Source organism: Planococcus salinus, assembly GCF_003719725.1.
GTDB classification, from domain to species: domain Bacteria; phylum Bacillota; class Bacilli; order Bacillales_A; family Planococcaceae; genus Planococcus; species Planococcus salinus.
Genome location: NZ_RIAX01000005.1, coordinates 142,831 through 155,695 on the forward strand (window position 1 = coordinate 142,831; position 12,865 = coordinate 155,695).

The following is a 12,865-nucleotide window of genomic DNA, read 5'->3' on the forward strand; positions in this document are numbered from 1 at the left end:
GGCTGTAATGCCATAAAAAGTTGAATACATATTCTTTTCTGTGAAAATCATGTGCTCCTGCAGCGGCAGGTCTGCCTCTATAAGTTGAGGTAAAGAATTATCTTTTTACACCGCTTTGGGCATAGCTTCCGCCCAGTGCTGGATAAGCACCTTGTGAGAGAATAGAACCTGAATCTAGCGCGTCCGCCAATTCCGCCACATCCGCAGTGCCAAACTGATCTTACTGTATTCCTGAAAAAGCTCTTTTTTCCAGCAATAAAACCTCGAGCTAATCAGTGGCTAGTACTCCAAAAGGAACATAACCAAAAATTATTAGACCTTTTCCCCTTGTAAAAAATCAAGCGGTCGGGAAAGCTCATGAAGAAGAACCTTTGTTTTTCTGATTTTACCAGGTGTAAGAGTTGATGACAGAATAGGTTTTCAGCAGAGGCATTAGACGAGATGTTTATAAAAGAGACCGGCTTTGAGGCGTTTTGCCTCGAGCCGGTCTCTTCGATCTGTTGGAATTGTTGTTTTTTTCATGTGCCTCAGCTTGTCGTCATTTCCACCTTTTGAAGGTGATGTTTCACAGCGGCTTGGGCAGCGGCAAGACGCGCCAGCGGAACACGATAAGGGGAACAGCTGACATAATCCAGCCCCTGCAGGCAACAAAACTCAATCGAGCTTTTTTCTCCGCCGTGCTCTCCGCAGATCCCGGTTTTTAATGACGGCCGGGTCTGTCTTCCCAGACGGATACCAGTTTTGATCAGTTCGCCAACTCCGTCTTGATCGAGTACGGCGAATGGGTTATCAGGAAGAATCTTGTTTTCAATGTAATCTTTCAAAAACTTCCCTTCTGCATCATCCCGGCTGTATCCGAAAGTGGTTTGCGTCAAATCGTTGGTACCGAACGAAAAGAAATCCGCTTCTGCTGCTATTCGGTCCGCTGTCAGCGCCGCTCGTGGCACTTCAATCATGGTACCGATCGTGTATTCAATGGAAATGCCTGTCTTCTGCTGAACAGCTTCTGCTGCATCGATAACCAGTTGGCGCATGATTTTTAATTCATTCACATGGCCGACAAGCGGAATCATGATTTCGGGTTTGACCGAAATCCCTTTGCTTTCCAATGCTGTGGCTGTGTTAAAAATGGCGGTTGCCTGCATTTGATAAATTTCCGGATAGACAATGCCAAGACGGCAGCCGCGGTGACCGAGCATAGGATTGGATTCATGCAGTTGGCGGACACGTTTCAGCAGTTTTTCTTTTTCAGCGAGTTGAGGAGAGTCCGGTTCAAGGATTTGCAATTTGGCCACTTCCACCGCCAAATGCTCTTTATCCGGCAAAAATTCATGCAGCGGTGGATCGAGAAGGCGGATGGTAACCGGAAGTCCCTGCATCGCTTTGAAGATTCCTTCAAAATCGCTTTCCTGCATCGGCAGCAGCTGGTCGAGTGCCAATTGTCGCTTGTCTTCCGTTTCAGCCAAAATCATTTGCTGAACAATCGGGACACGGGCAGCTTCCATAAACATGTGCTCTGTCCGGCATAACCCAATGCCTTCCGCTCCAAATTCCACCGCTTTTTCAGCGTCCGCCGGATTATCGGCGTTCGCCCGGACATCAATCGTCCTTTCCTCATCAGCCCATGACAGCAGGAGCTCAAATTCATCAGACAACTCAGGGTCAATCATTGGGATTTCGCCTGCCATGATTTCTCCTGTACCGCCGTCAATTGTGATGGTATCCAAATGGTGGATGACTGTATCCCCCACTTGGAATTGCTGCTTTTGCATATCGATTTTCAACGCCTCGCAGCCACAAATACAGGACTTGCCCATGCCTCTCGCTACAACTGCTGCATGGCTCGTCATGCCACCGCGGCTGGTGACCACACCCTGTGCCGCTATAATGCCATGGATATCATCCGGCGTGGTTTCTGTACGGACCAAAATCACTTTTACGCCTTCTTTGTTTAAGCGCTCCGCTTCATCCGGATCGAAAACGACTTGGCCGGTAGCTGCTCCGGGAGATGCCGGCAATCCTTTCGCCAATAGGTTTTTTTCATGTTGATCGTCGATCCGGCGGTGAAGCAATTGATTCAGCTGGTCCGGTTCTACTCGGCCAATCGCTTCTCTTTGTGAAAGTACGCCTTCTTTCACCATCTCGACCGCGATTCGAATGGCTGCCTGTGCAGTTCGCTTGCCGTTTCTTGTTTGCAGGATAAACAGCTTTCCGTGTTCTACGGTAAACTCGATATCCTGCATATCCTGGTAATGGTGTTCGAGGCGGCTGCATACTTCAACGAATTGAGTAAATACGTCCGGCATGTCCTGCTGCAGCGTTTCAATCGGATTTGGTGTGCGGATGCCCGCTACTACGTCTTCGCCTTGTGCATTGATGAGATATTCCCCGTATAACAGCGATTCACCCGTTGAAGGATTTCGTGTAAAGGCCACGCCCGTACCGGAATCATCCCCCATGTTTCCGAATACCATGCTTTGAATATTCACCGCTGTGCCGTAATGGCCGGGGATTTTATTCAACTGGCGATATACGATGGCCCGCTGGTTATTCCATGAATCGAATACGGCGTTGATGGACAGGAAAAGCTGCTCCATGGGATTCTGCGGAAATTCTTGCTTTATACGTTTTTTTACGATTTCTTTATAGGCAGAGATAACTTCTTTCCAATCCTCTGCTGTCATTTCCGGATCACTGTGATACCCTTTGCCTTCTCTGATTTTTTCAAGCCGCTGCTCAAAATAGAAGCCATCTATTTCCAGTACGACATTCGAGAACATTTGGATAAAGCGCCGGTATGAATCGTACGCAAAGCGGGGATTGCCGGTCAACCGGGCGATCGATTCTACGGTTTCATCATTCATTCCCAAATTCAAAACTGTATCCATCATGCCGGGCATGGAAAAGACGGACCCGGAACGGACCGAAACGAGCAACGGATTAACTGGACTGCCCAGCTTCTTTCCGGTCGTTTCTTCCAATCGAGCCAGCGCTTCCAGGATTTCCGTTTCCACATCTTCTTGTATGCGTTGTCCTGAATCGTAATAATCATTGCATGCTTGTGTGGATATGGTGAATCCATAAGGGACCGGCAAACCGATATTTGTCATTTCGGCTAGGTTTGCCCCTTTGCCGCCGAGGATTTCCTTCATTTCACTACTTCCTTCATCAAACATGTACACTCGCTTAGCCATCCTCAATACCCCCTGTTTTGAATAAAATAAAGTAAGCTGTTCCGGTGAAATGCAAGTTACAGATCCAGAATATCCACGACTTCATTTGCTGTTTCTTCAATCGCTTTGTTCGATACATTAATAACGGGACAGCCGATGCGCTTCATGATCTTCTCCGCATAATCAAGTTCTTCCAGAATGCGGTCCATTTGTGCATAGCTTGCGTTCGCCTGCAACCCCATTTTTTTCAGCCGCTCTTTGCGGATGGCATTTAAATTGTCCGGCGTGATGACCAGTCCGATGCATCTGCCTTTTGGCAATTCAAATAATTCGGTTGGCGCTGGCACTTCCGGGACCAAGGGAATATTGGCAACTTTGAACCCTCTGTAAGCCAAATACATCGACAAAGGCGTTTTGGAAGTCCGTGAAACGCCGATCAAGACAATGTCCGCTTTTTTGATGCCGTCAATGTCCCGGGCATCATCATATTTCACAGCGAACTCAATCGCGTCGACTTTCCGGAAATACTTTTCATCCAATACGTGCGTGAGCCCAGGCGTGTGGGAAGGTTCCCGTTCAAATTTCCGGACAAACACCTCCATCAAAGGGGCCAGCAAATCAACTGCCGTTATGTTTTCTTCCTGCGCACGTTTATTCAAATAATCTCTCAAATGATCCACCACAATGGTATAAACAAGGATGGAATGCTCACTTTTCGCTTTTTGGATGGTTTCCTCTATATCCTCTTTTTTGCTGACATGCGAAGTGTGACGGATTTCCACTTCTTCTTCCTGGAATTGGACGGCTACAGCTTTCACTACACGTTCGGCTGTTTCGCCAATTGAATCCGATAAGACATAGACAATTTCTTTTTGGCTCATTTCGCATGCTCCTCGTGTCCATAAAATAAAAAATGCCCCACTGAAAAAAGAGCACGTTCCTCTAAAGGTGACTCTTCCCTCCTTCTGATAAGTGTTCTTTGCCATATTTCGGGTGTTCACAGGCTATCGGCTTTTCTTTATTGACTGCCGGGATCATAAATAAATAGATAATATTATTCTCTATAGTACATTTGACACCTTATTAGGTGCATCCTCCTCATTATATGACAAAATTTAAATATTTCAAATATTATTAAAATTAATTTTTTCTAATTCAAGCAACGCCTTCCAACCCCCGAACTAAGATAAAAGCAGGCACTTTCACATGTAACGTCCAATAGAAAAAACAGCCATCTTCGAAATCAGCTGATTTCATTGAAGATGGCTGTTTCTATGTACCTGTCAAAGTTAGCTTATGGCTTGCGGAATCGCAGCCACGTTGTTTTCTTCACTTGAACCACCCCAGCCACCGGAACCAGCCGAACATGGCCACTGCTAGAACGGCCATGAGTCCGAGCGTCAGGAAATAGCCGTTCTCCCAGCCGAGTTCCGGCATGTTGTCGAAATTCATGCCGTAGATTCCGGCAATGAACGTCAGCGGCGCAAAGATCGACGTGATGATGGTCAGCACTTTCATGACGTTGTTCGTCTGATGGGAATTCAATGACAGGTAGCTGTCACGGATATCAGCCGTCAGTTCGCGGTTCGACATGACCATTTCCGACAGCTTCAGCAAATGATCGTAAATATCCGAGAAATACTCACGACGGTCCTGGACTTCATTCAAATGATGCGAATTGAGCATCCGGTACAGCAGATCACGCATCGGATTGACGGTCTGTCGAAGACCAAGCAGCAGCGAACGGGTCTCGAACAGATCCGTCATGAGAAGGTCCATCGATTTGTTTTGCGTGTTGTCTTCGATTTTGGCCAGCCCTTCTTCGATCTCGTACACCAATGGAAAGTAGTTGTCGACCGTTTTATCCAGCACTTCGTAAAATACATAAAACGGGTTCCATTTATCGAGGTTCCGGTGAGCCAATAGCCGCTCCCATACTTGCGTGACTTCCGGTGATGGATTCCAGTGGAACGTAACGATGAAATCATCTCCCACGAAAAAATCCAGCTCCTCTTTGATCAGTTCGTTGTCTTCTTCCCGCACATTGTGCGTAACAAAAAAGGTGCAGGTATCGTAATAATCCAGTTTCGGCCGCTGCAGGCGATGAATCGCGTCTTCGATGGCGAGCGGATGAAAGCGGAACGTATACGCCAGATGCTGGAGTTCGCCGTCTGTCGGCTGATCGAAATCGGCCCAGAACCATTGGTAGCGGGAAAAATCCACTTCGTCCAGCGGAATATCCGTCTCCAGCCTGTTGTCATGAGTGATTCCAATAATCTTAATCATCTGTTCGACACCTTCCCGCTCATCATTTGCTTTATCCGGCTGCAACGCCGGACTTTCTTTGACTTTCTTGTTTGGCCTTTCTCTTTACAATAAAACAAGATGCCTGGAAACACAATCGGCCACAACCCGTTGATGCAGGAATAAAATTTTTGTATATGGAAGAGCCAGCTGTTTCGGCATACACCCACGGGGTAACTATATAATAAGACATAGTCCAGAAGGAGACATTCATTATGAAAAAGAAATGGTTGTCTGTACTGCCGGCTTTTGCACTTTTCGCAGCGCTACTTTCTTTTCAATCAGCAGACGCCTCTTCCGAAATGGCAGCGGAACCAGTCGCAGAATCAGAAATACCAGCAGCCGGCTACGAAGCGATATTAAACTGGCCGCCGGAAGAACAGCCGATCGTCAAGCGCGGCAGCCACAGTTTTGAAGTGGAATTCATCCAAATGATGTTGGGCCATTTCGGATTCGAGACAGAAGTGGACGGGATTTTCGGTCCGCACACCGATCAGCAGGTGCGCAGCTTACAGGCTGCCTACGGATTGGTTTCGGACGGGATTGTCGGTGTGAACACATGGACGCTGTTACAGGAGGAATATGCGGCAAAAAGATTTCAAGCAGACATCGCCATCATCATTGCAGAACAACATTTTGACAATGAAGACCTGACGTTCAGCAGCAACGGCATACTTTATGAAGACGCAAACGGAGATACGTTTTATACGTTACAGGCACAAAGCAAAAAGCTGATGGAAAACGGAGGAAGCGGCACTGTCGGGTTTTATGATGTTTACTTTAATGGCGATATTGTGGAATCAGCGGCAAAATAAGGAAACTTAAAATGGATAAACCGTTGTTTTTGCCGATAAACGAGGAAACGCCGCATCCGGCAGCCCTTGGGATTTCTGGATGTGGCTTTTTGGCATGCATTTGTGGAGGTAAACCGAATTGTCTTCAGCACAAAACTGCAGCTTTGCAGCAGGCGGTTTGTGGTGAATGTATGATGCCTATTTTAGTGGTACACAGCGTTTGCCTTTAAATTCACGGGGGTAACTGGATGGTACGGAATGACTGCAGAAAGCAAATAAGGTGTATATGCTGCAGGAAATTTAAAGTCGATTGAAAAGTTCTAACCCAAAGGAGGAATTATATTGCTGGATACCTTATTGTTCGACGGATGGAGCAACCCCATCAGAATCATGATCATGGCTGTTCTTATTTATTCCTATCTCATTCTTATCATGAGGCTTTCCGGAAAACGAACGCTGTTTCAGTACAACATGTTTGATATGATCATTTCCATCGCCTATGGCTCCACCATCGCAACAGTTCTGGTCACCAAGGATGTAACTTTTCTTGAAGGAGCGATTGTACTTGGAATGTTGACGCTTCTGCAGTTAACAATTGCTGTGCTGGAAATGAAATCGAAAAAATTCGGCGCCTTCGTTAGTCCGACTCCGACATTTCTTTACTATAAGGATAATTACTGCGAAGAGATTTTAAAGAAAGAGCGGGTGCTGAAGAGCGAAATCAGAAACGCCGTGCGTCAGCAGGGAATTGGATCGATGGAAGACGTGGAAGCAGTCGTACTGGAAGGAAACGGAAGTATGTCCATTATTCCTAAAAGCAAAACGGGATCCATGGATACGCTCATAGACGTAAAGGGTTTTAACAAGAATTGAAATTGCTGCAGCTTTTGTGGCAAAGAACCAACACAACTCCTGGTTTCCCCACTTCTCTTGTACCAGGCAACCTTATGATCCGTTCTCTCCTCTCATAAACAAGCGAACGCCGCATCCGGAAACCCGTGGATGCGGCGTTTTTGGCATGCAACGAGTCTAAATCAGATTTCACGCAGAAGCCGGTTTTCACCGGAAAAACATATTCACATAACGCTCTTCCTGCTCAGGTGTCATCAATCCCGTCGCTCTTCCGACCGTTCCGTTATGCCAGTCCCAAATGGTGTTGTGGACATAGACGGCGTTGGAGAAGTCCCCGTTCTGCCAGGTAAGAAGTGTCTCTTCGTAAAAGTCACTGTGCTTGTAATAAACTTCATTGGCTCTGGCAATCATCAGCATATCGCGGATGTTCTCGGGCGTCATCTCAATTGCGCCGCGTTTTTCCGAAGCGACGATTTTCTGATGGGTCATTTGATGCAGCTTGATCTGGAACTCCGTTTCATCCAGGCCAACTTCTTCACCAGCCTCTTCCGCTGCTCCAGAATCTTTCTCCAGCTGCTTTTCCACCTCTTTGGCCGCATCGCTGATTTCCTTTTCCGGTGACAGGTTCTGGATGAAATAATACCCCCCTGCACCGATAGCTGCAAGAACCGCCAGAACAACAAGCGTTGTCTGCATTATTGCTTTCATGCGTTCACATCCTTCCCTCGACTGATGAACAATGCCAGAAAGGAATTATCCGTTCAGTGGAAGTAGTTCTTTATAGACAAGGATGATTATACAGTATTTGCCAAACAGATTATAGTAATTTGTACCTGTCATTTTATAATCCCTTTGCTTCCATTAGATTGAGGTTTAATTTTCACGAATGAACTGGCATTTGGAACGTGTAAACTGAATGGTTTCTGACACAATTCTATTTTTCCAACAGGAATTCAGATTACGTCGTTTGGCTCAGTGAAAACCGGGAAAATAAAGAGTAGACATGCCATGGGAAAATTTTCTACAGGAGGGATTCATTATCCAAAAGAAAATGAAACTTTCTTCCGGCTTTTTGGCTGCAGGCCTGATTGTGGGAGCCGGCGGAATGACTGCTCAGGCTGAGACTGCTACGGTGCAAGCAGGAGATACTTTTTGGGGACTGGCCCAGGAACACAATGTTTCAGTCCAGAATCTGATGGAATGGAACAGCGGAATTGACGCGTCGTCGATTCCCGTAGGCGCTGAACTTATCGTCAGCATGGAAAACGGCAGCTCCATCGACCAGTTTCATACCATTAAACGGGGTGACACGTTCAACAGCATAGCGGACCTGTATCCAGGCGTTACACTCGTCGAACTGTTTGACTGGAATCCGGATGTTCATCCGAACAATCTCCAGATCGGTTCCGACATCCGCATCCAAGCACCGGACTTTGACTCCAGAGAAGAATTCCATACCATCGAGCCGGGCGAAACATTATACAGCATAGCGAATCTACACACAGGCGTTACGCTCGCTGAACTGTATGAATGGAATCCGGGCATCAATCCGTACAACCTCGAGATCGGTTCAGACATTCGTGTATCCGGTTAAGAAAGAAAGACCCTTTACTGTTCAAACAGTAAAGGGTCTTTGCTTTGGGACTCTTTCAGAAATGGGAATTTTGCGCACGCTCGAATCGCGGTAAAAGCAAAATTGAATGATGTAAAATTGGCAAAAGTCGTAACGTAGGAGCGAAAAGTCGTAACTCACTTCTCATAGCGCCGGCTCTCCGATTGTACACCGGAACTTATTCAAATAAAGGCGTTACCGGCTTTTCATTGTGAACATGTTCGATCGCTTCGGCCAGCAGAGGAGCGACGGACAGAATGGTCATTTTAGGAATTTGTTTCTCCTGGGGCACGTGGATGGTGTTGGTGACCACCAATTCCGTAATGGCCGACTCGTCGATTTTTTGAACCGACTGGCCTGATAAGACGGCATGGGTGCAGCAGGCATATACAGCTTTCGCACCGTTTTCAGCCAGCACATTGGCAGCTGACGAAACGGTGTTTGCCGTATCGATGATGTCGACAATAATGATGGCGTTTTTGCCTTTTATGTCTCCCACAATATTGATCGTTTCGGGCTCATCCGGATGCGGCCGGCGTTTATCGATAAAGCCGATCGGCACGTCCAGATAGTTTGCCAGTTTCCGGGCTCTTCCCAGCCCGCCGTTGTCCGGAGCTACCACAATGGCGTCTTCCAGGCTCTTATCGAGGAAATGCTCCGATAGGATTTTTCCGCCGAACAACTGGTCTACCGGCATGTTGAAGAACCCTTGGATTTGGGGAGCGTGAAAATCCATTGTAATGATGTGGGTCGCTCCTGCCTTTGCCAGCATGTTGGCGACCAGTTTGGCCGTGATCGGTTCACGCGAAGCCGCTTTCCGGTCCTGCCGCGCATAGCCGTAATACGGAATGACCACGTTTATGGTTTCCGCAGATGCCCGCTTTAACGCATCAATCATGATCAGCAGTTCCATGACATGTTCATGGCCCGGCTGCGAAGTCGATTGCACCAGGTAGACTTCTGCCCCCCGGACACTTTCTTCTATATTAATCTGCACTTCCCCATCGCTGAAACGGGTGATGGAACTTTTGCCCAGCTCACAGCCAAGTAAGTCTGCGATTTCCTTGGCCAGTTCCGGATTCGAATTTAATGTGAAGATCTTAAACTTTTTTCCCAATTGATAAGGCACATGGACGCCTCCTTCGTAAATTCAGTCCGCAGCGCCTGACAGGGCCGGTTCTATGCAAGCCAACCACCTGCCAGACGAGCTGTATCGGTTGATTTTATAATAACGCTTTGTGGCTGTGTTGGCCAATAGTTACAGGTGATTTTCACTTTTCGGAAGAGTGAAGAGGTGGAAGGCTTATGGATTTTTGCTGGTGAAGGAGGTTTGGTGAACATGTGAATGCCGTGTCGAGAAACCTTTGTGGTTCCTTGACACGGCGTTTTTTCTGGAATTGTTGTACGTAAAGTGAATTGATCCTGGCACAGTGACATGATGTTAAATAAGACGTTCACCAACACAGCGGGAATTCATCAATGAACAATCACTTTTCTTAGAAATTGAAAAGCATTCTCCAAATCTCTTTGTTCTTCTTCAAGACCAATATAATCTCTATTGGTTTGTGAAATGAAACGATACATTTCTCCATCCCACTTTAAATTCTTCACCTTTTCTGCTGTCCAATAGGGATTTAGAATTTTAAATTCTCCACCCCTGATATTATAGCGTGCTGTTTTCGCCAACTCTTTAGCCAGTTCATATCCTACTTCCCAAAGAGCGGCATCTGTTTCTCGCTTGAAATGTCTAAAATCGATATTGAATTTCAATCCGTATTGATAAGCCGTCCTGTATCGGATATCCTGCTGTCCATCAGCGTCAATCCAACCTATATGAATCCTCAATCCGGGACCATGAACAGTTGGCAAATCAAACCGAAATGCTTTTTTGTTAGGTGTACAATTCCCGTTCCAACTAAGTTCTTTCATAAAGGATAAAATTTGTTCATAGGTCGGAATTACACTGTCAGCAAGAAGAAGAGGGATTTTATCAGGAGTAGGTACAATTTCTTGTTTCTGTTTCATAAAGGATTTCCATGTGCCATACCTTAAATATTCACTTTCCTCTTTTTGAACACTTGATGCGTTTTTTGTAAAAAGAACATGGGGAGTGTTGTTTTGAAAAGTAATATAAGCGCTTGAGAAATTATCCTCTTTCGGCCGGTTGGTCCAAATTTCTTCATTAAATTGATCTGACAAAACACATTGGATCAGCTCGCCTGCTTTTATTTTTTTAAAAGTGCTTTCATACAAATCCAACCCTTTACTGTAGTCTTTGTTTAGAAATAATGCCCAATGGCAGAATGCTTCTACTAAACTTTCTGTGTTCGCTGGAATAAATTCCGGAAAAACGGTTCCCGCACTTTCTTTTACAATATATCTTCTTGCTCCAAGCACGAGTTCCTGTTCAGTTCTTTTCTGCAATGACTTTGCATATAAACCGATTTGATTTGTCCAGATAGTTGAGTTCCACTCTGTATTGTTGCAAAGTTTTGCTTCAATCAGCCAAACTTCCCCATCCTCATCTGTCCCTAACAGATCAAGGATCCCTGCATTATAATCGCCTTTCCCATCTACAAGCAATATTTCATATCCCCAAATAAATAACCTTCTTTCTTTCCCTTCAATGGTCAATGGATGTTTAGATGTGTACTTAATAAACCTGTTAACCAACTCCTGCTCAATTGCATATTCAGAAATAATCAATCTTCTGTCTCCTCCTTAAAAGATTACTTCAATTTATCCATAGTTTTAGAAGTGACTGCGCTTTGATTGCTTTAGTTTTGATTGAAGGTATTGAAAATAACCTACTGTGAGTAGCAGCTAACCTTTTTCACTTCTCAAAGCTTATTAACATAGCGGTTTACACATTTTGGGGCGCTGAAGACAGTTTATGAGCCACCTATGATCTCAATGAAAGTTTATAATAGGACCATACTCAATATCTCTTCAGTTCCTCTATCGTTTTGGAAAGATCGACAATCCCTTCCGCGTCTGTGACAATATAACCTTGTCGTTCTGCCACTGTCATCGTTTTGCCGCTCTGGGTTCTCGCTGGCTTTTTCAAGTGTAAATTTCTCTTTTCAGAAATCGCGAGCGTTTCTTTTATCGCCTTTCTCCGAAGCGCTGAGCGGTTTTCTTCTTCTCCAGCAGTAATTTTTACACATAACCGTTCACGTTCAAGTTGCATATAAAAGTGCCCGTCAGCTTGTGAAGTCCACCAGAACCCCCAAAATCCCCCTCGCGGATTTGCGACGTATCCCCAGTCTCCTGGAATTTCTGTTTGCAACGCTTGATAAAATCCTTGCCAAGCATGAGTCTTCCATTCTGCTACCGGCGTAGTTTTATAAGCAGCAATACTCGCCTCAAGCTTTTGTAAATGACGATGGTAGTCAATGAAAATCGGATTTGCCACTCCGTTTTCGATTCCATTATCAAGGATTGCCAGCATCAAACTTCGATTGAATGGTTGATAACCAGCTTTCAAGACAGAACGGTAATTGCTTTGATCGCCGATTTTATAGTAAATCGCGAGTTGAACCAAATCGGGAAAGTTTTCTTTTACAGAATCCTTATAGCGGTTCAGTTGGTCGGAATGATTTTTGGTATGGGTTTTATCTTCTATTAAAATGGCATATTCATTATTAACGATGGCCAACACATCTAAAGATTTGAATTGGCGTTCAATTTTAATGGATTGAATCATAGGGGTAGGAAGATCATGGAGTTTGAAAATAGTTGAAATAAAACTATTTGCTGCATTGTGGAGCTGCGGATCAATTGCTTCGTATTCGGGGGCCGTCCAAGCCATTAGCCAACAAAGGAAGGCATCTTGCGACAGTTCACTTGTTGCGTACTGGAAGAGATTTGGTGTTTCTACCGAAGATAAAATTTTTTCAGCACTATTCATTTCAGTACCTAAACGTAGACTTTGCATATTTCTTTCACACTCCTTATTTTTACTACTTTCTTAGACGATTAGTGTCGATCATGAAGATTTGTGTAAATGATTATCTAACTACTCGTTACATCATGGTTTTCTAATCAATTAGTATTTTATTTTTGAAAGACTGATTAAGACGAGCGGTTGCTCGTTAAGCTCCTCGCCTTTGATTGTGTAAGTCTCATTT

At 45.2% G+C, this 12,865-nt stretch carries 11 protein-coding genes; 4 read left to right on the top strand and 7 right to left on the bottom strand.

The features are described from left to right. Positions 1 to 527: 527 nt before the first annotated feature. The 3 genes from ppdK to corA form a co-directional block, all read right to left on the bottom strand. A complete protein-coding gene (gene ppdK / locus EEX84_RS08920; protein WP_123165285.1) occupies positions 528 to 3,194 on the bottom strand; it encodes a pyruvate, phosphate dikinase in 2,667 nt (888 codons plus the stop codon). 56 nt (positions 3,195 to 3,250) lie between these two features. Then, a complete protein-coding gene (locus tag EEX84_RS08925) occupies positions 3,251 to 4,054 on the bottom strand; it encodes a pyruvate, water dikinase regulatory protein (RefSeq protein ID WP_123165286.1) in 804 nt (267 codons plus the stop codon). A gap of 448 nt (positions 4,055 to 4,502) precedes the next feature. Further along, a complete protein-coding gene (gene corA, locus EEX84_RS08930) occupies positions 4,503 to 5,459 on the bottom strand; it encodes a magnesium/cobalt transporter CorA (protein WP_123165356.1) in 957 nt (318 codons plus the stop codon). 233 nt (positions 5,460 to 5,692) lie between these two features. Between corA and EEX84_RS08935 the strand changes: the two genes are divergently transcribed. From EEX84_RS08935 to EEX84_RS08940, 3 genes are all read left to right on the top strand, one after another. Continuing rightward, positions 5,693 to 6,292, top strand: a complete 600-nt coding sequence (locus tag EEX84_RS08935) for a peptidoglycan-binding domain-containing protein (protein WP_123165287.1) — start codon at positions 5,693 to 5,695, stop codon at positions 6,290 to 6,292. A gap of 11 nt (positions 6,293 to 6,303) precedes the next feature. Further along, positions 6,304 to 6,501 carry a hypothetical protein gene (locus tag EEX84_RS16450; protein ID WP_148039017.1) on the top strand — a complete coding sequence of 66 codons (198 nt, stop codon included), beginning with the start codon at positions 6,304 to 6,306 and terminating at the stop codon, positions 6,499 to 6,501. Between the two features lie 112 nt (positions 6,502 to 6,613). Next, positions 6,614 to 7,144 carry a DUF421 domain-containing protein gene (locus EEX84_RS08940; protein WP_123165288.1) on the top strand — a complete coding sequence of 177 codons (531 nt, stop codon included), beginning with the start codon at positions 6,614 to 6,616 and terminating at the stop codon, positions 7,142 to 7,144. Positions 7,145 to 7,330: 186 nt separating this feature from the next. On the opposite strand, the gene EEX84_RS08945 is transcribed toward EEX84_RS08940, so the two are convergent. Beyond that, the gene (locus tag EEX84_RS08945) at positions 7,331 to 7,831 is read right to left on the bottom strand and encodes a DUF6241 domain-containing protein (RefSeq protein WP_123165289.1); all 501 of its coding nucleotides are present in this window, start codon (positions 7,829 to 7,831) and stop codon (positions 7,331 to 7,333) included. Positions 7,832 to 8,126: 295 nt separating this feature from the next. Here EEX84_RS08945 and EEX84_RS08950 point away from each other — a divergent pair, with 295 nt between their 5' ends. Continuing rightward, complete coding sequence (locus EEX84_RS08950; RefSeq protein ID WP_123165290.1) at positions 8,127 to 8,717, top strand: LysM peptidoglycan-binding domain-containing protein; 591 nt, start codon at positions 8,127 to 8,129, stop codon at positions 8,715 to 8,717. A gap of 196 nt (positions 8,718 to 8,913) precedes the next feature. Here the strand turns inward: EEX84_RS08950 and EEX84_RS08955 are convergent, their stop codons facing one another. The 3 genes from EEX84_RS08955 to EEX84_RS08965 form a co-directional block, all read right to left on the bottom strand. Then, positions 8,914 to 9,864, bottom strand: coding sequence for a ribose-phosphate diphosphokinase (locus EEX84_RS08955; RefSeq protein WP_123165291.1), 951 nt, complete (start codon positions 9,862 to 9,864; stop codon positions 8,914 to 8,916). A 347-nt stretch (positions 9,865 to 10,211) separates the two neighbouring features. Next, complete coding sequence (locus EEX84_RS08960) at positions 10,212 to 11,441, bottom strand: hypothetical protein (protein ID WP_123165292.1); 1,230 nt, start codon at positions 11,439 to 11,441, stop codon at positions 10,212 to 10,214. Between the two features lie 232 nt (positions 11,442 to 11,673). Next, positions 11,674 to 12,672 (bottom strand): PD-(D/E)XK nuclease family protein, encoded by a 999-nt coding sequence (locus EEX84_RS08965; protein WP_123165293.1) that lies wholly within the window; start codon positions 12,670 to 12,672, stop codon positions 11,674 to 11,676. Positions 12,673 to 12,865: the final 193 nt, after the last annotated feature.